The organism is Streptomyces sp. NPDC003247, from assembly GCF_042888135.1.
Taxonomy (GTDB): domain Bacteria; phylum Actinomycetota; class Actinomycetes; order Streptomycetales; family Streptomycetaceae; genus Streptomyces.
Genome location: NZ_JBIAPF010000004.1, coordinates 589,203 through 610,547 on the forward strand (window position 1 = coordinate 589,203; position 21,345 = coordinate 610,547).

Sequence of the window (21,345 nt, forward strand, 5' to 3'; positions counted from 1 at the left end):
CGGGCCGGTGGGTGGGCCGGTGGGCGGGCCGGGGTTCCGGCAGGCCGCCTGCGGCGCGGGACCGGCCGTACCGCGTGGTGCCGGTGCGCGTCAGGCGTCGCGGCGGTACTCGGTGCGGGCGTGCCGGTCGAACGGGCTGGGCTGCACGGTGGCGCGGACGCGCGGGAACCCGAGGTCGGCGTCGGGGTCGGTACCGGTGCCGGGGTGCTCGCCCCAGACCACGGTGACCTCGGTGCCGGGGGCGGCGTGCGCGGGGTCGATCAGGGTCTGGGACAGGACGCTGCCGACCGGGTCGATCGACGCGGTCTGCATGGTGACGCCGACCGGTCCCGCGGACGTCTCCACGCGGTGGCGGGCGTAGCTGAGCACGTAGCCGGGGTCCGCTCCCCCGCCGAGCACCCGGCGCACGTCGTCGGGGTCGAGGACCAGGGTCACCTTCTTGCGCAGGCTGTCGTCCTTCCTGGCCTCGAGCAGGGCGTCCCGGCCGTGGAAGTCGTGACCGAAGTGGATCATCTTCCCGTAGCCCAGCTCGTACGGGGAGACGTAGTAGTCCTCGATGTCCGGCGAGAAGAAGCTGCCGTTCAGCGGGCGCTTGCCCTCGATGCCGAACAGCGGGAGCCACCTGCGGTACTCCGTCAGCTCGGGGTCGGTGTAGATGCCGGGGACCGGCGAGGGGATCCAGCCGCTCTCCACGCTCGGCGTCGCGTACGCCAGGGCGCCGACCTGGACCAGGCCGAACGGCTCCCCCGCCGTCAGGAACGCCTCGTGCACGAAGGAGGCGTGCTCCCAGGGGCCGATGAACTCGTAACCGGCCTGACCGGCCATGCCGTGGCGCAGTGCCTTGAAGGCGCGGCCGTCGAGCGTGACCGGCGTGGAGTGGAAGAACTTGGTCTCCGGTACCGGGCCGCCGAAGACCTCCTCGATCAGTGCGAGCGCCAGCGGGCCCTGGATCTGGTAGCGGAAGAGCTTCGGGTCCCCGCCGCCGGGGCGGAAGGCGGAGGACGGGTCGGTGGCGAAGGCGACGTCGTAACCGCCCTTCTCCGCGTGGTACCGCACCCAGTGCTGGGACGCCGGAACGCCGCTGAGCAGATAGGCGTTCTCGGCCTCCCGGGAGAGGATGCCGTCGGTGACGATGTGGCCGTGGCGGGTCACCGGCACGTACTGCTTGGCCTGCCCGACCGCGAACTTCTCGAAGTTGTTGGCGCCGTGGTCGGCCAGGACCCGGGTGGCGTCCGGGCCCTCGATCCACAGGTCGAACATGTGGTGCGACAGGTTCAGCAGCGCGACGCCCTCGTGCCACGACGCCTGTTCCTTCCGCCAGCCGGCGTACTCCCGGTCGACGACCTCGGGCGTCCACGGTTCCGCGCCCGGCTGCCACAGCAGGTCGATGGGCGAGCCGGCCTTGTCGATGCCGTCCTGGAGGCTGGGGGTGGTCATGCGGCTCCTTCGTCCGAGGGGCTAAATCGATTTAGTATGCGGGTCGGGCCGTTCGCGGCTCAGCGTCGAGAAGATCGGCGAAGCGTCCACTAGAACGATCTAGCGCAAGCTAGCAGAGAGTGTCTCCCCCTGGCGACATGCGCGTCACGTCTTCCTCACGGCCGAGGCCGTGGCCGGTCCGGGTCAGCGGCGGGGATCGTAGGTGAGGGCCTTGACCTCGCGGAGGGTGGGAACGGCTTCGGCGGCCCGGACGCCCGCCAGGGAGCCGACCTGGTCGGCCAGGTAGGCGAACAGCTCCTCCGTCGTACGGCACAGCACCGAGACCACCACGTTGGCCCGGCCGCTGACCATCGCGGCGAAACGCACCTGGCGGTGGCCGGCGAGGGCCTGCCCGACGGAACGCAGCCGCGTCGGTTCGACCCTCAGCCACAGCACCGCCTCGGTGCCGTGGCCGAACGGCTCGTGGTCGTGCTCGACGTCGAAATAGAGCACGCCCGTCCCGCGCAGCCGGTGCAGGCGCCGCTTGATCACCGACTCCGTCCGGCCGGTCGCCGTCGCGAGGTCGAGGGCCGTCGTCCGCCCGTCGTGACGCAACAGTTCCAGCAGGGCCTCGTCGAGGGTGTCCAGGACGACCGGCTGCGCCACCGTCTCGGGCGGGGCCGGGCGCAGCGCGGCCTCCTGCGCGGGTTCCAACGCGTCGATCTTGTTCAGCCAGCCGAGCGGACCGCCGTAGAAGTGGTGCAGGACGCAGTAGGCGTCGACCGACGTGACCCTGCGGGTGCGCGGGAGCCGCTCCAGGAGCAGCTCGTCCCGGTCCTCTCGGCTGCGCGGCTTCATCGCGCACATCACCTCGGTGCCGCCGGACATCAACCCGATGTAGGAGGTGTCGGGCCGGCGTGCGAGGGCGTCGGCCAGGGGCGTGGCGGCGTCGGGGGTACAGCGCAGACGCACGATCCAGTCGGTGCGCCCCAGCCTGCTGTGGTCGGCCATGCCGAGCACCCTGAGCCGTACCTCGCTCCGCAGCCGCCGGTAGCGGCGGGCGACGGTCTGGTCGGAGACGCCGAGGACCTCGGCGATCCGGCTGAAGGGCGCCCGGCCGTCCAGTTGCAGCGCCTGGAGCAGGCACAGATCGAGTGCGTCGGGCTGGTACACGGGTGCTGCCTTCATCGCCCCTTCTCGGATCCGCACCTGTCTTCTCGGGTACGCCCTTGTCCTTCCGGGGCACTCCCTTGTCATTCTCGGATGCGCACCTGACATTCTCGGTGCGCACCTGCCGCGGCGCAGGCGCGCACGGAGCCGCGTGGCTCGTCGTGGCCCGCACGGAGCCGCGTGGCTCGTCGCGGTCTCCTCCGCTGCTGCACTCACTCCGGGCTCCTTCGTGTCCGTACTCGGACCGCCGCCGTTCGAACGACCTGGGAACCATGCGGTGCGCTCGGCGGACGAGGCGAGCCGAAAGGCCCGCACGGCCCGAATCCGACATGGGCGACGCTCTCCGGGGCCGCAAGTTCCGCCTCCGCCCGGATCCCTAGAATGGCGGTGCGCCGTCCCAGGGGGCGTACGGTGCACGGACCGCGTCGAAGCAGGGGTGATGGGCACTTCCGGAAGAGTCACGCTGAACGACGTGGCGGCGGCCAGCGGGGTCTCCCGCGCCACCGTCAGCTTCGTCCTCAACGACGACCCCCGCCAGACGATCTCCGCCGCCACCCGGGACCGGGTCAAGCAGGCCGCCCGCGACCTCGGCTACGTACCGCACGGGGTCGCCCGGGCGCTGCGCGAGGGCACCTCCCGCGTCGTCGTCCTGAACATCGACGCGGGCCTGGAGGGCGCGTACTCCCGCAGCTACGTCCAGGGGCTCGACGCGGAACTGGCCGCCCATGAGCACGTCCTGCTCGTCCGGCACGGACACCACACGCCGCAGTCCACCCGGCAGGTCCTCGACGCCATCGCTCCCCGCGCCGTCATCCGCTTCGGCGAGACCTACCTCACCGGCCGCGAACTCGACGACCTCGGCGGCGGCTGGCGCGACGGCCTCGCCGCCCACTCCGCGCTGCAACTGCGGCACCTGGTGGAGCACGGCCACACCCACATCGCCGTGGCCCTGCCCGACACCGCATCGCCGCTCGCCGCGGCCCGCTCGAAGTTCACCGGGCAGGCCGCGAGGAATCTGGGGGTCGCCACCCCGGGCTCGTTCGTCGCTCCCCTGGACCGGGCCGCCTGCGCCGAAGCCGTCGCGGCGTTCCTCACCGGCGCACCCGAGGTGACGGCGATCGCCGGCTTCAACGACGACGTCGCCCTGCGCGTGCTCATGGCCCTGCGCGACCTGGACCGCCGGGTGCCGGACGAGGTGGCCGTCATCGGCTTCGACGACAACGGCTACGGTGCGTACGTCACCCCCTCGCTGACCACCGTCAACGTCGACGCGGAAGCCCACGGACGGCTCAGCGCCCGCCTCGCCCTGGGCCTGGACACCGGCGGCCTGCGCCCGCCGCCCGCGCGCGTGGTCGTCCGGCGGTCGGTCTGACCGCCGCGCGCCGAGGCCGCGGCTCGCGCACGGGCCCCCCGTCCCGTGGCCGGCCGCGCGGCACACGTGGCCGCCGTGCCCGGCCGCGGCACACCTGGCCGCCATGCCCGACCGGCCACACCTGGCCGCCGCGCGCGGTCGGTGGCCGCCGTAGTCGCCGTCCGCCCGCGCGCACCGACGTTCAGTGCGGTGCCGGCCCCTCGACGTCTCCCGCCGGCGTGGTCCCGGGAATCCGTTCGAGAGCGGCTGCCATGTCGATGCCGTCGGCGGCCGCCATGAGGGCCCGTGCCGCGACCGAGGCGGGTTCACGCCGCAGGACCAGCAGGCCCATCTGCTCGGTGCGCACCGGTTCCACCAGGGGCAGCGCACGCATGCCCGCCGGAACGCCGAACACATGCAGCCAGGCGTGCGGCACCACGCTGGCGAAGTGCCCCGTCCTGACGTGCGCGAACAGTGAGGCGACGGAGTCGGTCTCGACCCGGGGCCGGATGACGGCCCCCGCCTCGGCGAAGACGGCGTCCAGGATGCGGCGGCCGAACATCCGGGGATGCAGCAGGCACAACGACTGCCGGCCCGCCTCCTCCCAGGTCGCGTGCGCCCGCCGTTCCGGACCGGCTCCGGCCCGGGTGAGCAGCACGAAGCGCTCGTCGTACAGGGGACGGAACGTGAACGCGTCCGCACCGCTCCCGTCGGGCCGGTACGTGACGGCCGCGTCCAGCTCGTAGGCCTTCAGACGCGCCGCGATGTCGACGGTCTGGAGATCGGCGTGGACCTCCACCCGGGCCAGCGGATTCCCGGCGCAGAACGCCTGGGTCAGCAGGGAGAGGGCGGTCGACGCCGTGGGCACCGAGCCGAGGCGCAGTTGGCCGGTCATGCCGCTGCGCAGGGCGCGGACCTCCTCCTCCATCGCCTCCCGGTCGGCGAGGATGCGCCGGGCCCACAGCACGATCCGCTCGCCCTCCGGGGTGAGCCCCTCGTACTTGCGGCTGCGGCGCACCAGCGGCACCCGCAGTTCCTCCTCCAGCTTGCGGATCGCGCCCGACAGCGCCGGCTGCGAGACGTAGCACTCCTCGGCGGCCCTGGCGAAGTGGCGTGTGCGGGAGAGGGCGACGAGGTATTCCAGTTGGCGAAGCAGCACGCCCCATTGTGTCCGCTCCACGGTGCGCCCCCGCTCGCCGGGCCCGGCCCGCCCACCGGCCCGCCCCGCCTCTCCTGGGACGGCCGCCCTCCGGTGGATAAGCCGCGCTTATCAGATGATCGGCGACGGGTCTTTGACCGCGGGCCGGGAAGGCCGGAGGGTGGTGCGTCAGGGGACGGACGTACAGCGTCCCTTCGTGACCCGTGCCGTCCCGAAGGGCCCGGTCACGGGGCGAAGAGGTGGCGAGGGGACGATGAAGGCGATCGAAGAGCCGAACGAGGACGATCTGTCGGTGTCGGCTCCGAAGACCTGGGCCACGGGTGTCCCCGCCGTGGGGCACGCCCTGGGGTACGCCCTGGGGCAGACCTCGGTACGGCGTACGGCGCTGACCCTGCTCTCCATCAACCAGGCGAAGGGCTTCGACTGCCCCGGCTGTGCCTGGCCGGAGCCGGCTCCGGGCAAGCGCCACCGCAACGAGTACTGCGAGAACGGCGCCAAGCACATCAGCGACGAGGCCACCTCGCGCCGGGTGACCGCCGGCTTCTTCCGCGAGCACCCGGTCTCCGAACTGGCCCACAGGTCGGACTACTGGCTGAACCAGCAGGGCCGGCTGACCGAGCCCATGGTCAAGCGGCCCGGCAGCGACCACTACGAGCCGATCGGCTGGGACGAGGCGCTCGGCCTGCTGGCGGACGAACTGCGCGCCCTGGACCATCCCGACGAGGCCCTCTTCTACACCTCCGGACGGCTCGCCAACGAACCGGCCTTCCTGCTCCAGCTCCTCGCCCGCGCCTTCGGCACCAACAACCTGCCGGACTGCTCCAACCTCTGCCACGAGTCGAGCGGGTCGGCCCTGAACGAGACCCTGGGCATCGGCAAGGGAAGCGTCGGCCTGGACGACCTCTACGACGCCGACCTGGTGTTCGTGGTCGGGCAGAACCCCGGCACCAACCACCCGCGCATGCTGTCCGCGCTGGAGGAGACCAAGCGGCGGGGCGGACAGGTCGTCGCCGTCAACCCGCTGCCGGAGGCCGGGCTGCTGCGGTTCAAGCATCCGCAGAAGCCCCGCGGCATCGTGGGCCGGGGGACGGCCGTCGCCGACCAGTTCCTTCAGATCCGGCCGGGCGGCGACCTCGCCCTGTTCCAGGCCCTGAACCGGCTGCTGCTGGAGGCGGAGGACGCCGCCCCGGGGACCGTGCTGGACCGGGAGTTCATCGACGCCCACACCACCGGCTTCGAGGACTTCGCCGCCCACGCCCGCACCATCGGCTGGGCCGAGGTGATCGAGGCCACCGGGCTGACCCGCGAGGAGATCGAGCAGGTGCACCGGCGCGTCCTCGCCGCCGACAGCGTCATCGTGTGCTGGGCGATGGGCCTCACCCAGCACAAGCACGGCGTGCCCACGATCCGCGAGGTCGTCGACTTCCTGCTGCTGCGCGGCAACATCGGCCGGCCCGGCGCCGGTGTCTGCCCGGTCCGCGGACACAGCAACGTCCAGGGCGACCGCACCATGGGCATCTGGGAACGCATGCCCCGGTCCTTCCTCGACGCCCTCGGCGAGGAGTTCTCCTTCACTCCCCCGGCGGCCCACGGCCTGGACGCGGTGGACGCGATCCGCGCCATGCGCGACGGCCGCGCCAAGGTCTTCCTCGGCGTCGCGGGCAACTTCGTCCGCGCCACCCCCGACAGCGAGGTCACCGAACGGGCGATGCGCGGCTGCCGGCTGACCGCGCACATCTCCACCAAGCTCAACCGCTCCCACGCCGTGTGCGGCCGGACGGCGCTCATCCTCCCGACCCTGGGCCGCAGCGACCGCGACGTCCAGGCGGGCGGGGAGCAGTTCATGACGGTCGAGGACTCGATGAGCGAGGTGCACGCCACCCGTGGGCGGCTCGCCCCGGCCTCACCGCACCTGCTGAGCGAGGTGTCCATCATCAGCCGCCTCGCCCGGCTGACCCTCGGGGACGAGCCCGGCATCCCGTGGGAGGAGTTCGAGGCCGACTACGACACCGTCCGCGACCGGATCGCCCGCGTCGTGCCCGGCTTCGAGGACTACAACACACGCGTCCGCCGCCCCGGCGGTTTCCGCCTGCCCAACCCGGTCAACCGCAGGGAGTTCCGCACGCCCAGCGGCAAGGCCGTCTTCACCCGCAACGACTTCACCGCGCTGCGGGCGCCCGAGGGGCACCTCATCCTGCAGACACTGCGCTCCCACGACCAGTGGAACACCGTCCCCTACGCCATGGACGACCGCTACCGCGGCATCACCGGCGGCCGGCGCGTGGTCCTGGTCAACGCCGCCGACATCGCCCGGCTGGGGCTGGCCGACCGGGACCTGGTCGACCTGGTGAGCGTCTGGGAGGACGGCGGGGAACGCCGGGCCCCCGCCTTCCGGGTGATCGCCTACCCGACGCCGGAGGGTTCCGCCGCCGCCTACTACCCGGAGACGAACGTCCTGGTCCCCCTCGACAGCGTCGCCGACATCAGCAACACCCCGACCTCCAAGGCGGTCGTGGTGCGGCTGGAACCCGCCCCGGACCACCGGGCGGCCGCGGGGTCCGGCGGGGCGGCAGCGGCCCGCTGACCGGACCGCCTCCTCGACGCGGGCGCCACCGCCGACCAGGCGGCACGCCCGTCGGCAGCGGCCCCCGCGTCGAGGCGAGCGCGGGTCAGCCCAGGGACTTGATCAGGCGTTCGATGCGGGCGGCGACCTTCTCGGCGGTGCCCTCGACGTAGAAGCCGTCGCGGGCCTCGTAGGTGTGATGGTCGAAGTTCCAGCGGTCGGGCATGTTCTTGGCTCCGCCCTCGAACATCGACATGACGAACGTGCTGGGGAAGGACGACGCCTCGCGGATGGCGTTCGCGGTGCTGGTCGACAACTCCGGCTGCACCCCGGCGAAGACTCCCTTGCCTACCTGGAAGACCCAGATCGGGACGTCGACGTCGGTGGTGGGCGTGTAGGTGGCGGTCGTGACCGGTCCGGTGGGGTGATCGGTCGTCATCTGGGTGGTGGTGACGGTGTCGGTGAGCAGCCGCACGGAGACGTTCTTGCCGCTCTCGTAACGGGTGATGGCCTGCGCCACCCGCACGATCTCGTTGCCGAGGCGTTCGCCCTGCGCGGTCAGCAGGGCGAAACCGGCGTCCCGCAGGTCGACGCCGTAGGTCCACCCCTTGTCCTTGTCGATCGTGTAGCGCTTCGAACGGTACGCCGGGAACTGGTCGCCACAGGCGCCCACAAGCCAGAACCCGATGGCGCCGGGGTACTGGTCCTCCACGTGGGCGACGGCGGCGCCGGCGAGGTCGGCGGTGATCGGCAGGCTGCCGTCGGCCATGGTGGAGTCCTGCATGACACAGGACTGGACGTTGTAGTTGGTCAGGACGGCGATCGGGTCACCGTCGAGGTCGTTGAAGCGGACCACGTACACACCGTCGTCGGAGACGCCCTGTTCGTTCACGCCCAGCCAGTAGCCGTCCTTGGTGGCGACGTTGCGGTTGACGTTGACGTCGGCGGCACCGGTGCCGTAGCCGACCTGCGCGTCCTGGAGGTTCTCGACGGCGTCGGCCACCGCGGCCCCGGCCGCGTCGGCGATGCTCCGCACATAGGCGGCGGCGCCGGCCGAGGAACTGGCGGCCGCGACGTGCGGGGCGGAGAAGCAGTGGGTCACCGTGACCATGATGTCCGCCGCCGGGATGCCGGTGGCCGCGGTGACGGCCGTGCGCAGGAGCGCGACGGCCTCGGCGCTGATCGACGTCAGGTCCAGCACGGCCAGAGCGAAACTGCGCGAGCCGGACTCCACCAGCAGCACACGGACGTACAGGTCGTCGTGGACGGAGGTGAAGTGGTCCAGCGGCAGGATCGAGGCGGTCGGGGTGAAGGCGGCCTTGCCCGCGCCCACCCGCAGGCCGGTCGTCGACCGGGGGGCGGCCCCGGCCGCGGACGCCCCGCCCACCACCGTGCCGGCCGCCGCGGCGAGGGCCGTCGCCGCGACGAACACCCGCCGGCTCACCTCCCCCGAGGAGCCGGATTCCGCGGACTCGCCGGACTCGTTCCCGTGTCGCTCGGACATTTCAAATCCTCCATCGAAAAGCGGATCGGCTCGCGCGGAGTTTCGTTCCACCGGCCATTTATTCCTTTACGGCCGACAGGGCGCCGTAACACCGAGGAAGCATCACAGCGTTTCCATCCAGCAGCAATTCGCGGGCTGCAATCTGAGATTTCATCCGCCGCATGTTGACGCGCGACGATCCCACGCAGACCCTTCTGACCGCGGCGGGAATGGGGAGCGACCTAAAGCGGGCCGGACCTCCTTCCGGGCGAAGAGGTAAAGGAAAAACAAAATACACAGGAAACTCGGCGGCGCTGATTTTCACAGCCTTTTCACTGCTTCCGCCGCCGATCACGAAACACCGACATACGAGGAGTCAGGTCTTGAGGAGCAGGCGTGCATTCATAGCGGGATCCGTGGCGACGGGACTCGCGGTCGCCGGCGGAGCCGCCTTCCAGGCCTCGGCGGCCGCCGAGGAGAACGGCGGGGCCGACCCGCGGCCCGGACGTGTCCGCGGTGTCACCGCGATCACACAGGTCTACGGGGACGGCCAGAAGTTCGTGGCGGTGGCGGTCGAGTACGACCGCGACATCGCCGACCGTCACCTGACGACGTCCACGTTCGCGGTCGACGGCCGGACGGTCACCGGCGTGTACGCCAACCGTGCCGCGGAGCGTGCCGACCACGGCCGGGACGGCCGCTTCGTCATCGTCGAACTGTCCCCCGACGACGCCGACGCGGCGCTGTGGGCGACCGGAGGGGGCGGCGGGGCGCCCTCCGCCTCGCCCGGCGCCACCGCTTCCGCCTCGGCTTCTGTCTCAGCCTCGGCCTCGGACTCGGCTTCGGCTTCGGCTTCGGCCTCGGCTTCGGCTTCGGCTTCGGCTTCGGCCTCGGCTTCGGCTTCGGCTTCGGCCTCGGCTTCGGACTCGGCTTCCGCGAGCGCCCCCGCGCAGAGCGGCCCGACCATCCGCACCCCGTCGGCGACCCTGACCCAGACCGGAACCGTCTCCACCACCGACGGGCACCGCTACGAGGCCGACGGCACCGTCCTGAGCACCGACCGGGTCGTCAACCCGATCGTGGACGACTTCCGCCAGCTCACCTTCGAGGACCCGGAGACCGGCGAGAGCCTCGACTACAACCTCTTCGTCCCGCGCGACTACGACCCGCGCAAGCGGTACCCGCTGGTGCTGTTCATGCATGATGCGAGCGTCGTCGGGGCGCCCGTGCTCGGCCCGCTCGTCCAGGGTCTGGGCGCCGTGTGCTGGGCGAGCGAGGAGGACCAGGCGAAGCGGGAGTGCTTCGTGCTGGCGCCGCAGTACCCCTCGGTGGTCGTCGAGGACGACTACCGGCCCACCGCCCTGTTCGACGCCACCGTCCACTTGGTCGAACACCTGACCTCGACGTACAGCATCGACCCGAAGCGCCGCTACACCACCGGTCAGTCGATGGGGGCCATGATGTCGCTGGGCTTCGGCATCCGCCACACCGACGTGTTCGCGGCCCTGTACGTCGTCGCCGGCCAGTGGCCGGCCGAGCAGGCCGTTCCGCTCGCCACGAAGAAGATGTGGGTCCACGTCTCCGAGGGGGACACCAAGGCGTTCCCCGGCGAGAACGCCATCATGCAGGTCATCGAGGCGGAAGGCACCGAGGTGGCCACGGCGGCCGGCTGGGACGCCCGGTCCACCCCGGCCGAGTTCGCCGCGGCCGTCCGGGCGATCGAGGCCCAGAAGGCGCCGGTGCAGTACACCACGTTCCTGAAGGGCACCGTCGCCGGGAGCGGTGGCAACGCCGGTTCCGAACACATGGGAACGTGGCGTTACGCCTACGGCATCCCCGGGATACGGGACTGGGTGTTCCGCCAGTCCCTGTAGGCCGCTGCCGGGCGTCAGGGGACGGGCCCCACCGCCGGCGAACAGCCCGGCTGCGAGCCGGTGCCGGGACCGGTGCAGCAGGTTCCGCCGGGCTGCTCGGGCAGGGTGCCGGCGTCAGTGCCCTGCGCGCTCCAGGATGACGGCCACGACCCGGCCGCACGACGCGCTCGGCGCCGTCCGCCCCGCCGCCCGGGTCCCGTGCGCCCCTTGCCGCGTCGACGCCCTGGGACTCACAGGTGAATCAGGGATTCACAGGAGAATCAGATCGCGCATCAATGTCATCCACAGCACCAACCGGTCGACTTCAGCCCGTCCACGCAACGGCAGCAGGACTCCCACGCCGCCCTGATTGTCCGGAGCATGACAATCACGCTGCGGATGCGGTGTCCGGGGGTTCTGCGAGCCCTCCTCCCGAAGGGACCGGGTAGATGCCAGAAGACAGCAACAACCGCATATTACCGAGCAATTGGACACGGGCGGGCGTCGCCTTGGCCGCGGGAGCGGCCCTCCTCCTCGGAGGGGGCTACGTCCACGCGAACGCGGCGACCGGCCAGAGCGGCTCCTCCTCCAGCGCGTCGGCGGCCACGGCCGTGTCGTCCGCGGCCGTCTCGGACGTGGTCGACGCGGCCGACGCGTTCCTGGACACCCTGTCCACCAGTCAGCAGGGGCAGGTCCTCCTGGACTTCACGGAGGCGAACGCCACCGCCTGGTCGAACCTCCCCTGCGGTTCCTCCTGCCGGGTCGGCATCCAGCTCGGCTCGCTCAGCACCGCGCAGCTGACCGCCGCCAAGGCGGTGCTCCAGGCGGCCGCGGGCACCGCCAGTGGTACCGGGTACGACCAGATCTCGCAGGTCCTGGCGGCCGACGACGTCCTCGGCCAGAGCGCCGGCGGCTACGGCAGCGGCAACTACTACCTGGCCTTCCTCGGCACGCCGAGCGAGACCGGCACCTGGCAGCTGCACTTCGGCGGACATCACCTCGCGGTGAACCTCACCTACGAGGGCGGCGAGGTCACCGGTGCCAGCCCGTACTTCGTCGGGGTGGAGCCGAGCAGCTGGACCTCGAACGGCACCACGTACGCACCGCTGAGCGGACAGCGCAACGGCATGCTCACCATGCTGAACAGCCTGAGCAGCAGCCAGCTCACCCAGGCCAAACTCTCGCAGTCCTTCGGTGACGTGCTGCTCGGCCCGGGCAAGGACGGACAGTTCCCGACGACCAAGGTGGGCCTCCCGGTCAGCGGGCTCTCCAGCGCCCAGAAGCAGCTGGTCCTCGCGGCCATCACCCCGTGGGTCAAGGTCGTCGACGACTCGACCTCGTCCGAGCTGCTGGCCACCTACGCGTCGGAACTCGACCAGACCTACATCGCGTACTCCGGCAACGCCGGTCTGAGCAGCCAGGGCGACTACGTGCGCATCGACGGGCCGGGCGTGTGGATCGAGTTCGTCTGCCAGAACGGTGTGATCTACCGCAACCAGGTGCATTACCACACCGTGTACCGCGACCACACCCGTGACTACGGCGGGGAGTTCAGTTTCTGATGGACCGTCCGCCGATCTCGCTGTCCTCAGCGCTGCGACGGGCGGTCGGGATCGCGGTGACGGTACTGGCGGCGCTGCTCTTCGCGGCGCCGCCGGCCGCCGCGCATCCCATGCCCCACTCGGTGCTCCTGCTCGACGTGCACGAGGCGTCGGTCACCGCCGAACTGAACCTCCCGGTCGGCGACTTCTCCCGGGCGAGCGGTATCGCCCTGGACGACACCACGACGGCGAAGCAGCTGTCGGCGCGGACCGCCGCGATCCGCCGCTATCTGGCCTCCCATCTCCACCCCACCACCAGCCGGGGCAGGCCGTGGTCCGTCACCTTCGGGGCGATGGCACTGGGCCGGACGGAGCAGACCTCCACCGGTCCCTACCGCGAGCTGACGGTCGGGGCCACGCTCACCCCGCCCTCCGGCGCGGACCCGCGGCGGTTCGTCCTGGACTACGACGCCGTCGTCCACCAGGTCGTCACCCACACGGTCCTGGTCTCCGTCCGTCAGGACTGGGCCGGCGGCCGAGTGACCGAGGAGGGTGAGGACACGGCGGCCCAGGTCGGCACCATACGCACCGACACCCGGTCCATGACCGTCGCCCCCCTCACCGTCGACCTGGACGGCGGCAGTGCCTGGAGCGGAACCTACGCCATGTTCCGGCTCGGCGCCCAGCACATTCTCGAAGGCACCGATCACCTGCTGTTCCTGCTCATCCTCCTGCTCCCCGCACCCCTGCTGGCGGCCCGGAACCGCTGGCGCGGGCTCGTGGACACCCGGACCGCCGTCATCCGTATCGCCCGCACCACCCTCGCCTTCACCTGCGGGCATTCCCTCGCGCTGGCCGTGAGCGCTGTCTGCCGCCTCGACATCCCGGCCCAGCCGGTGGAGGCGTTCATCGCCTTCAGCATTCTCGTCGGCGCCGTCCACGCCGTCCGTCCGCTCTTCCCGGGGCACGAGGCCGTCATCGCCGGCGTCTTCGGCCTCGGGCACGGCCTGGCCTTCTCGCTCACCCTCGCCGAGATGAACCTTTCCACCACGCAATTGGTCCTCAGCCTCACGGGGTTCAATCTCGGCATCGAATGCATGCAACTCCTCCTCGTCCTCCTCGCCCTTCCGAGCCTGCTCCGCCTCACCCGGTCGCGGAGCCACGCCGCCCTCCGCGGCGCCTGCGCGCTGCTGACCGCCGGCCTGGCCCTCGGCTGGCTGCTCGACCGCCTCGGACTGCCCAACCCCGTCGCCCGCGCCGCGGACAGCGCCGGGACGCACACGTCCCACCTGCTCGTCGTCCTCACCATCACCGCCCTGCTCGCCGTCCTCCGGATGATCACCGTCCACCGTCGCGGCGAGGGCACCGGAAGGAGGACCGGAACAGGACCCGCGGTCACCGCGGCACGGCTGGACTGACGGTTCGCCGCCGGGGCGCACGAGCGGTCGGGCGCGGACCGCTCACCCGGACGGAGCCGGCGTTCGCCCACGGGCCGGCGGCCTGTGCGCCGGGATGAAGACCGCGGTCAGCACGAGGGCTGCCGCGCCCACCGCCGCGAGACGGGGTACGACGGCGGCGGTGGCCAGCGCCGACGTCGCTCGAACGCCGTGCCGGGCGAGGTCGTGGTGAGCGACACCGGCGTAGACGGTGTCGGCGAGGGCGAGGGTGAGGGCGCCGCCGACCTGCCGGAAGAATCCGAGGTTGCCGGTTGCGGTGCCCAGATGGGCGGGCGGGACCGCGTCCTGGATGGCGAGGGTGAGCCCGGAGAGTGCCGGGCCCAGTCCGAGTCCCAGCAGGAGCATCCAGGTCGCCAGCGCCCCGGTGCCGGTGTCGGTGGTGACCTGGGTGAACAGGTACGCCCCGGCACCGAGGAGCAGTCCCGCGCCGAGGAAGACGAGCCGGTACCGCCCGGTGCGGCCGATGACCGCTCCGGCCAGCATGCTGCCGGCCACGATCCCCAGGAACAACGGGTAGATCCGCAGCCCTGACGCGGTGGCGTCGGCGTCACGCGCGGTCTGGAAGTAGCGCGGCAGGTAGACGACGCTGCTGTACAGCGCGAAGGCGCTGCCCGCCGAGGCGATGCTGATCACGGTGTAGGTGCGGTTGCGGAACAGGTGCAGCGGGATCAGGGGCTCGGCGGCCCGGGATTCGACGCGCAGGCAGACCACGGTCATGACGGCGGCGAGGGCCAGGGGAACCCATACCCGGTGGTCCGTCCAGGGGGTTCGACCGGCGCCGCCCTTCTCCGTCAAGCCGATCAGCAGTGCCGAGACGGCGGTGGTGAAGGTGAGGATGCCGAGGTAGTCGGGGCGGACGGGCTGCCCGGGTGGTGGCCGGCCGGGCAGCAGGGCCGCGATCAGGACGACGACGGCGGCGCCGATCGGCAGGTTCACCAGGAAGATCCAGCGCCAGGTCGCATGGTCGGTGAGCATCCCTCCGGCGAAGGGCCCCGCGACGTAGCTCAACGCCATCACCCCACCGAGTGCGCCCTGGACCCTTCCCCGTCGGCCGGGAGGGAACAGTTCGGTGGCGAGTGCGAGGGACAGCGGCATGAGCGCACCCGCGCCGAGGCCCTGCACCCCTCGGCAGGCGATGAGCTGTGCCATGGTCCGGGCGCAGCCGCACAGTGCGGATCCGAGCAGGAAGATCCCGATCCCGATGAGCAGCAGCCGCTTGCGGCCGTACCGGTCGGACAGCCGGCCGTACAAGGGCCCGGTCACCGTGATGCCCAGCAGGTACGCGGTGACCACCCAGCCGTACGGCGCGGTGCCGGGCAGGTCGGCGGCGATGCGGGGCAGTGCCGTGCTGACGATCGTCTGGTCGAGCAGGGCCAGGAGCATCCCGCCGAGTACGGCGATCAGCAACAGCGTGGGCCTCCGCCGGGTGGCTGCGGTGACCGGGCTCGGATCGGTGACGGCGGACAACTCTGGCTCCCCGGGAGACACGACGTGACCTTGACCCGTCGAGGCTGACAGGTCAGTTCTGACACGTCAAGGGTGAGGTAGTCTGCGGTCATGTCGCTGAGAGTTGCCTTGCTCGGAATGCTGGCGGCCGGTGGGCCGTCCAGCGGCTACGACCTCGCCAAGCGGTTCGACGGTTCACTCAGCCACGTCTGGTCCGCCCGGCAGAGCCAGATCTACCCGGAGCTGTCCAAGCTGGTCGACGACCGGCTGGCGACGGTCACCGACGACGGACCCCGTGGGCGCAAGATCTACGAGCTCACCGAGGCCGGACGAGCCGGCCTGGAGGACTGGCTGACCGGCACCGAACCCCGGCAACGGATCAGGAGCGAGTCGAACCTGCGCATGTTCCTCCTCCCGCTGCTCGATTCCCCCACCGCCGTACGGTTGCTGCGCCGGGAATCCGCTTTGTACGCCGGACAGGTGCGCGAGCTGGAGGACATCCGCGGAACGCTGCCCGAGCCGCACGAGGAACGGCGCAACGGCTGGTACGCCCTCGACCTCGGCGTACGCCAGATGGCGGCGATCCGCGACTGGGCGGCCGCCACGGCCGACCGGATCGAGGCGATCGCGGCGGCCGGCGCCGACACGGGGTCGCAGCCGGCTCCCGGCGACGAGGGCTGAGCGCCCGGCTCAACGGCCGTGGGCGGATCGGCCGAACGCCGTCAGCGTCAGGACGACGAGGCCGATGCCGGTGGCGGCGAGGCCGCCGACGAGGAGTGCGCCGCGCGCTCCCCACGACGCGCCGACGGCTCCTACGGCCGGTGCGCCGACGACCGTGCCGCCCAGCCAGCCGATCGACCAGAGCGACAGCACCCGCCCCCGCATCTGCGGTGCGGCCCCCAGTTGCATCAGCGTCTTGGCCGAGGAGTTGAACGTGATGGAGGCCGCGCCGACGAACACCAGCGCGACCAGCGCCACCGCCAGTGTCGGTGCCAGGGCCGCGGCGCAGATCAGTGCTCCCCAGATGACCGCCGACAGCGCCAGGGAGCGGGCGCTGAGCCGGCGGCGGCGTACCGCGGCGAAGCCTCCCAGGACCGCGCCGGCGCTCATCACGGCCATCGCGGCACCGTAGCCGGTGGGGCCGACGTGGAAGGCCGATGTGGTCAGCAGCGGCAGGCTGACGGGGAACTCCCAGGTGAGGATGCCGGTCACGTACACCATGGCCATGGGATACAGCAGCTCGGGTGTGTGCCGGACGTAGGCGAAGGCGGCGCGGATCTGGCCTTTGGCGCGTACCTCGCGCTCCGCCGGATACATGTCCGCCCTCCGCAGCATGAGCAGGCTGACGATGACGGCCAGGAACGAGACGGTGTCCAGGGCGAAACAGGGGGTCACCCCGAGTGCGGCGATGACCATGCCGGCGAGGCCCGGTCCGACGAGTTTGGCGGTGTTGATGAAGGTGGAGTTGATGGCGATCGCGTTGGCCAGGTGCGCGCGGTCGACGAGTTCGCTGATCAGGCTCTGCCGGGCGGGGTTGTCGAAGACGTTGGTGAGGCCGGCCGTCAGCATGAGCAGGATGAGCGGCGGCAGGGTCATCAGGTGGGCCCAGCTCAGGACGGTGAGCACCGCGGCCTGGACGGCGCAGCAGACCTGAGTGGCCGTGAGCAGCGTACGGGTGTCATGACGGTCCACCACCAGTCCGCCCCAGACGCCGAGCAGCAGGACGGGCAGGTACCGGGCACCGGTGACGATGCCGAGCATCGTCCCGCTGTGCGTCAGTTGCAGGGTCAGCCAGCCGACGGCGATGTTCTGCATCCAGTTGCCGACCACGGACGTGGTCTGTCCGAGCGCGTACAGCCGGTAGTTCCTGATCCGGAGCGACGCGAAGCCGCTGAGGCGGGCGGTGCCTTCGCGCGGGGGCGCGGGCCGTCCCGGGAGGAACGGCCCGCGACGGCGGGCGGTCATCGGCGCACCCGCCCCACCGCGGGAGCGGGGCCGGTCAGCGGTTCTGGCACCGGCTGTGGCGGTGTGAGGTGCGGGAGGCGGTGCGTCGGGTGGGGACGCGTCGTTCCGCCGGCTGCCGCGAGCGCGGAGGGAGGGGCGGCGGTCGGCCGCGAGTGCGTCATGAGGCTTCGTCTCGAACCGGGCGGGGGCCGGCCGGGATGGTCCGGCCCAGGAGGTGAGGTGGACGGGGTGCGGGTTTCGACGGCGCGTCCGGCGACCGCGGGACCGGGAATCCGCTGGACCCCCGGGTCCGGCACGGCCGCGGGACACCGTCACCCGGTTCAGCTGCGCTTGCCCCTCGGCCGCCGCTCCCCCAGGCCGAGACGCCTCAGGGCCAGCGTGTCCAGGCCGGTGAGGATGCCGTTGAGGATGAGCGTCATCGCCACCAGGATGATCAGGCCCGCGAACTCGGTCGGAGCGTCGAGGTTCGTGGCCGCGGTGAAGAGCTCGTGGCCGATGCCCTCGGTGGAGGCGATGAACTCACCGCCGATGACACCGAGGATCGCCAGCGGCCCGCCCGTCTTGAGCGCCGCGAAGAACGGTGCGGCCAGCGTGGGAAGCGTCACGTAGCTGAGCACATGGTGCCGGCGTCCGCCCATCACCTGGACGATCTCCACGAGTTCGCGTTCCCTCAGCCGCAGGCCCAGGTAGACGTTGTAGAAGACCACGAAGGCCACGCCCGCGGCCGCGATCGTGATCTTCGACATGGGGCCGATGCCGAAGAACAGCAGGAAGAGCGGCGCGAGAGCGATCTTGGGGATGCCGTTGACGGCCGCGATCAGCGGCTCGAACACGCGGCCGGCGAGCGGCACCGAGCCCAGTACCAGGCCCATCACGGTGCCGATGGCCACACCGATGCCGAAACCGGCCACGATCTCGAAGGCCGTCGTCCTGATGTCCGTCCATCCGGCCGACGAGCCGAGCAGCGTCCACAGGGCGTGCGACACGTCGGTCGGCTTGCTGACGGCGTACTCCGGCAGGACGGGTCCGCTCATCACCTGCCAGAGGACGAGCGTCAGGGCGATCACCGCGAGGCGCAGGACCACCACCAGTGCGGTGCCCCGCCACTCGTTGTTCCCGGCGCTTGCCGTCCGGGGCGCCTTCACCTCGGTCTTGCTTTCTGCACTGCTGGTAGCAGTCGCCATTGTCTGCTCCTTCCAGTTCACGGGTGTGGCGGGCCCGGCCGTCTCACGGCAGGTACTTGTTCGTCCAGTTGTCACTGGTGACCTTGGCATTCGCGGGAAGCGTTCCGAGGCTGTCGAGGAACGCCATGGTCTTCTTCCAGCCGGCGGCGTCCATCGCGCCGCTCGCGGGCCAGTCGACCTGCTGGAGGCTGGCTTGCACGACGCTGTCCGGCACGCCCTTGAGCGACTTCTGCGCCGCCTTCAGCACCGTCTGGTCGTTGCTGTCCTTGAGGTGCGTGTCCATGTAGGCCGTCGCCTGCTGGACCGCCGTGACGAACTTCTCGACGACGTCGGGGTGGGCGGTGGCGTAGCTCTTCTGCGTGACCACGACCTGTCCGTAGCCGGCCTGTTCGGCGGCCCACTCCGGAACCTTGAACGGGTCGGCGACCACGACACCGTCCCCGTCGTTCTGGATCTGCAACGGGATCGGCTCCGAGGTGACGAACCAGTCGATCTGGCCGCTGTTGATGGCGGCCTTGTCCGCGGCCGGACTCGGCAGCGACACCCACGTCACCTTCTTGTCGGGATCGACGCCGTACTTGTCGAGGAAGATGCCGGCCTCGGCCTTGGTGTTGGCCGAGCTGGCGCCGCCGGTGGAGCCCGCCAGCGCCTTGGCCACCTGCTCGGCAGGAGACTCCGCGGTCAGCTTGTGGGCCTCGGCGAACTTCTTGCTGACCACGAGTCCGAGCGGGTTGCCCAGACCGTCGGCGGAGACCGCGATCTGCGGGAGCCCCTTGGCGAGGGCGGACACGAACCCGGTGGGGCTGCTGTCGAAGAACTGCACCGACCCCGACTGGAGCGCCGAGGGGCCGGTGGCCGCGGTCAGCGTCACGAACTTCACCTCCAGGCCCTGCTTGCGGAAGTAGCCGTTGGCTTCGGCCACCTGGAGCGGGGTGTCGAAGATGCTGCCTCCGCCACCGACCGTGACCTGGACGAGTCCGTCCGAGGTCGTGGTGGTGCCGGAGCCGCCGCCGCAGGCGGTGAGCAGCGCCGGGGCGAGCAGCGCGGCCGAGGCGAGGGCGAGCGGCCGGTGGCTCCCACCGGGCCGCGGCCGGGTCCCTCTGCGGGCCGCGGGGGCGGTCAGGTCGTCGTGCGTCATGAGCGGTCTCCTGTCACCAAGCGTGCTGAGCACGGAAGAAGCGTTTCCAGAAGGCGAACCGGGGCGGGTCCGCCAGGGGGATCGGGCCGAAGCCGGCACCGACCTCCATGACGGCCGGGGTGTCGGCCGACCACGCGGGCCAGTGCGGCAGGCCCGGTCCGTTGGGGTCGCCGGTGGCCGCGAAGTTGGCCCAGTAGCCGCTCATCGTCTCCGCGATGTCGCGGTCCTCGTGGGTCCACTCGGCGTGGCGGGGCTGGAGGTTGCCCCACACGAAGTCGATCTCGGAGCCGTGCGAGGCGCGGCGGGCGCCCTGTCCCGCCGGGGCGGCGTAGGTCCAGAAGTACGTGTACACCGGTCGGGCCGCGTGTGCGGTCCAGTCCTTCGCCCACAGCCAGGTGGAGATCCTGGCGTTGTCGCGCACCGCGGCGCAATGGGCGTGCGCCGCTTCGTCGTCCGTGGTCGCGGGGTAGAGCCGGAGGAACTCGTCGGCCATCGCCCCGAACTTGAGCCGGGAGGCGTCGACGTAGTCCTTCCACGTCAGGTGCACCGGCGGCGCGCCCGGCCGCCATGACCTCCTCCCGAGCGACCGGTACTCCGCAAAGGCACTGGCGGGCACCGCCCCGCCCTCGTCGAGGTTGTTCCCGGCCAGGTACCAGACGTCGTTCTGCGATCCCCCGTCGTACGTCTCCTCGTAGCCGCTCGGAAGCACCCAGCCGTCGACGACCGGACGGAACAGCGGCGGTCTGGCCGGGCCGCCCGTGTCGACGGCGCTGTCGACCGCGGAGGCGTCCCCCTCCACCAGCCGCTGCCAGGGCAGCGACCTCAGATGGTCGAGGGTCCGCGCCCCACGCCCCGCCGCGTAGCGGGCGCCGGCGGCCTCGGCGTCGGCCAGGGTCCGGTAGGAGGTGCCCAGATACCGCAGGTCGGGGTCGCGTGAGTGGCGGGCGTGGCTCTGCGCGACGGCCCGGTGGAAGAGCCCCTTGGCCAGCGGCGACATGCTCAGGAAGTTCACCGATCCGGCGCCGGCGGACTGCCCGGCGATCGTGACCCGGCCGGGGTCGCCGCCGAAGTGCGCGATGTTGCGCCGGACCCACTTCAGCACCGCGATCTGGTCGAGCAGTCCGTAGTTGCCGGAGGCACGGTGTCCGGACTCCTCGCTGAGCTCGGGTGTCGCCAGGAAGCCGAAGGCGCCCAGACGGTAGTTGAAGGTGACCACCACGACGCCCTTGCGGGCCAGGGTCTCACCGTCGTACCGGGTGTCGGCCCCCGTGCCGACCCGGAAGCCGCCGCCGTGGATCCACACGAGCACCGGGCGCGGCGGTCCGTCCGAGGGGGTCGCCCCGGTCCAGACGTTGAGGCGCAGGCAGTCCTCGCTCATCGGCAGGCCGTCGCCGTCCGGCCCGGACCCCGGCACCTGCGGGCACATGGGGCCGAACCTGACGGCCTCGTGCACCCCGGACCAGGGCACCGGGGGCTGGGGCGGCCGCCAGCGGAGGTCGCCGACCGGTGGGGCCGCGTAGGGGATGCCGCGGAAGACGGTGATCGACCGGTCCCGCCCCGGTATGCCACCGACCAGTCCCGCTTCGGTCTTCACCGGCTGGTGCATGGTCTCTCTTCCT

At 71.5% G+C, this 21,345-nt stretch carries 15 protein-coding genes; 6 read left to right on the plus strand and 9 right to left on the minus strand.

Annotated elements, in window-relative coordinates; all coding sequences use genetic code 11:
* Positions 1 to 90: 90 nt before the first annotated feature.
* Together ACFYWQ_RS16245 and ACFYWQ_RS16250 are read right to left on the minus strand one after the other, a co-directional pair.
* Positions 91 to 1,437, minus strand: coding sequence for an aminomethyl transferase family protein (locus ACFYWQ_RS16245; protein ID WP_389516881.1), 1,347 nt, complete (start codon positions 1,435 to 1,437; stop codon positions 91 to 93).
* A 183-nt stretch (positions 1,438 to 1,620) separates the two neighbouring features.
* Positions 1,621 to 2,604: an Lrp/AsnC family transcriptional regulator gene (locus ACFYWQ_RS16250; protein ID WP_389516882.1), complete on the minus strand. Its 984-nt coding sequence runs from the start codon at positions 2,602 to 2,604 to the stop codon at positions 1,621 to 1,623.
* Between the two features lie 421 nt (positions 2,605 to 3,025).
* Between ACFYWQ_RS16250 and ACFYWQ_RS16255 the strand changes: the two genes are divergently transcribed.
* On the plus strand, positions 3,026 to 3,958 hold the full coding sequence (locus ACFYWQ_RS16255; protein ID WP_389516884.1) for a LacI family DNA-binding transcriptional regulator: 933 nt from the start codon (positions 3,026 to 3,028) through the stop codon (positions 3,956 to 3,958).
* A 181-nt stretch (positions 3,959 to 4,139) separates the two neighbouring features.
* Here the strand turns inward: ACFYWQ_RS16255 and ACFYWQ_RS16260 are convergent, their stop codons facing one another.
* A complete protein-coding gene (locus ACFYWQ_RS16260) occupies positions 4,140 to 5,096 on the minus strand; it encodes a LysR family transcriptional regulator (RefSeq protein WP_389516886.1) in 957 nt (318 codons plus the stop codon).
* A gap of 253 nt (positions 5,097 to 5,349) precedes the next feature.
* Between ACFYWQ_RS16260 and ACFYWQ_RS16265 the strand changes: the two genes are divergently transcribed.
* Positions 5,350 to 7,680, plus strand: coding sequence for an FdhF/YdeP family oxidoreductase (locus ACFYWQ_RS16265; protein ID WP_389516888.1), 2,331 nt, complete (start codon positions 5,350 to 5,352; stop codon positions 7,678 to 7,680).
* An 85-nt stretch (positions 7,681 to 7,765) separates the two neighbouring features.
* Here ACFYWQ_RS16265 and ACFYWQ_RS16270 read toward each other — a convergent pair whose 3' ends face one another.
* Entirely contained in the window at positions 7,766 to 9,163 is a 1,398-nt protein-coding gene (locus ACFYWQ_RS16270; protein WP_389516890.1) for a hypothetical protein, read from the minus strand.
* Between the two features lie 395 nt (positions 9,164 to 9,558).
* Here ACFYWQ_RS16270 and ACFYWQ_RS16275 point away from each other — a divergent pair, with 395 nt between their 5' ends.
* The 3 genes from ACFYWQ_RS16275 (at position 9,559) to ACFYWQ_RS16285 (ending at position 13,954) form a co-directional block, all read left to right on the plus strand.
* The gene (locus ACFYWQ_RS16275; RefSeq protein WP_389516891.1) at positions 9,559 to 11,016 is read left to right on the plus strand and encodes a hypothetical protein; all 1,458 of its coding nucleotides are present in this window, start codon (positions 9,559 to 9,561) and stop codon (positions 11,014 to 11,016) included.
* Positions 11,017 to 11,444: 428 nt separating this feature from the next.
* Positions 11,445 to 12,557 carry a DUF3500 domain-containing protein gene (locus ACFYWQ_RS16280; protein WP_389516893.1) on the plus strand — a complete coding sequence of 371 codons (1,113 nt, stop codon included), beginning with the start codon at positions 11,445 to 11,447 and terminating at the stop codon, positions 12,555 to 12,557.
* Entirely contained in the window at positions 12,557 to 13,954 is a 1,398-nt protein-coding gene (locus ACFYWQ_RS16285; protein WP_389516895.1) for a HupE/UreJ family protein, read from the plus strand. Before ACFYWQ_RS16280 ends, ACFYWQ_RS16285 begins: the two co-directional genes overlap by 1 nt.
* 42 nt (positions 13,955 to 13,996) lie before the next feature.
* Here the strand turns inward: ACFYWQ_RS16285 and ACFYWQ_RS16290 are convergent, their stop codons facing one another.
* On the minus strand, positions 13,997 to 15,460 hold the full coding sequence (locus ACFYWQ_RS16290; protein ID WP_389516897.1) for an MDR family MFS transporter: 1,464 nt from the start codon (positions 15,458 to 15,460) through the stop codon (positions 13,997 to 13,999).
* 90 nt (positions 15,461 to 15,550) lie between these two features.
* Between ACFYWQ_RS16290 and ACFYWQ_RS16295 the strand changes: the two genes are divergently transcribed.
* The gene (locus tag ACFYWQ_RS16295) at positions 15,551 to 16,120 is read left to right on the plus strand and encodes a PadR family transcriptional regulator (protein WP_389516899.1); all 570 of its coding nucleotides are present in this window, start codon (positions 15,551 to 15,553) and stop codon (positions 16,118 to 16,120) included.
* A 9-nt stretch (positions 16,121 to 16,129) separates the two neighbouring features.
* Here the strand turns inward: ACFYWQ_RS16295 and ACFYWQ_RS16300 are convergent, their stop codons facing one another.
* The 4 genes from ACFYWQ_RS16300 to ACFYWQ_RS16315 form a co-directional block, all read right to left on the minus strand.
* Entirely contained in the window at positions 16,130 to 17,404 is a 1,275-nt protein-coding gene (locus ACFYWQ_RS16300) for an MFS transporter (RefSeq protein WP_389516901.1), read from the minus strand.
* 320 nt (positions 17,405 to 17,724) lie between these two features.
* Positions 17,725 to 18,588: an ABC transporter permease gene (locus tag ACFYWQ_RS16305; protein WP_389516903.1), complete on the minus strand. Its 864-nt coding sequence runs from the start codon at positions 18,586 to 18,588 to the stop codon at positions 17,725 to 17,727.
* A gap of 43 nt (positions 18,589 to 18,631) precedes the next feature.
* A complete protein-coding gene (locus tag ACFYWQ_RS16310; RefSeq protein WP_389516905.1) occupies positions 18,632 to 19,726 on the minus strand; it encodes an ABC transporter substrate-binding protein in 1,095 nt (364 codons plus the stop codon).
* Between the two features lie 13 nt (positions 19,727 to 19,739).
* The gene (locus ACFYWQ_RS16315; RefSeq protein WP_389516907.1) at positions 19,740 to 21,332 is read right to left on the minus strand and encodes a carboxylesterase/lipase family protein; all 1,593 of its coding nucleotides are present in this window, start codon (positions 21,330 to 21,332) and stop codon (positions 19,740 to 19,742) included.
* Positions 21,333 to 21,345 lie beyond the last annotated feature (13 nt).

What these genes read in the sequence shown, in the direction of transcription:
- ACFYWQ_RS16245 (WP_389516881.1), bottom strand. Translation starts at nt 1,437, where the DNA reads ATGACCACCCCCAGCCTCCAGGACGGCATCGACAAGGCCGGCTCGCCC.
- ACFYWQ_RS16250 (WP_389516882.1), bottom strand. Translation starts at nt 2,604, where the DNA reads ATGAAGGCAGCACCCGTGTACCAGCCCGACGCACTCGATCTGTGCCTG.
- ACFYWQ_RS16255 (WP_389516884.1), top strand. Translation starts at nt 3,026, where the DNA reads ATGGGCACTTCCGGAAGAGTCACGCTGAACGACGTGGCGGCGGCCAGC.
- ACFYWQ_RS16265 (WP_389516888.1), top strand. Translation starts at nt 5,350, where the DNA reads ATGAAGGCGATCGAAGAGCCGAACGAGGACGATCTGTCGGTGTCGGCT.
- ACFYWQ_RS16270 (WP_389516890.1), bottom strand. Translation starts at nt 9,163, where the DNA reads ATGTCCGAGCGACACGGGAACGAGTCCGGCGAGTCCGCGGAATCCGGC.
- ACFYWQ_RS16280 (WP_389516893.1), top strand. Translation starts at nt 11,445, where the DNA reads ATGCCAGAAGACAGCAACAACCGCATATTACCGAGCAATTGGACACGG.
- ACFYWQ_RS16285 (WP_389516895.1), top strand. Translation starts at nt 12,557, where the DNA reads ATGGACCGTCCGCCGATCTCGCTGTCCTCAGCGCTGCGACGGGCGGTC.
- ACFYWQ_RS16295 (WP_389516899.1), top strand. Translation starts at nt 15,551, where the DNA reads ATGTCGCTGAGAGTTGCCTTGCTCGGAATGCTGGCGGCCGGTGGGCCG.
- ACFYWQ_RS16300 (WP_389516901.1), bottom strand. Translation starts at nt 17,404, where the DNA reads ATGACCGCCCGCCGTCGCGGGCCGTTCCTCCCGGGACGGCCCGCGCCC.
- ACFYWQ_RS16305 (WP_389516903.1), bottom strand. Translation starts at nt 18,588, where the DNA reads ATGGCGACTGCTACCAGCAGTGCAGAAAGCAAGACCGAGGTGAAGGCG.
- ACFYWQ_RS16310 (WP_389516905.1), bottom strand. Translation starts at nt 19,726, where the DNA reads ATGACGCACGACGACCTGACCGCCCCCGCGGCCCGCAGAGGGACCCGG.
- ACFYWQ_RS16315 (WP_389516907.1), bottom strand. Translation starts at nt 21,332, where the DNA reads ATGCACCAGCCGGTGAAGACCGAAGCGGGACTGGTCGGTGGCATACCG.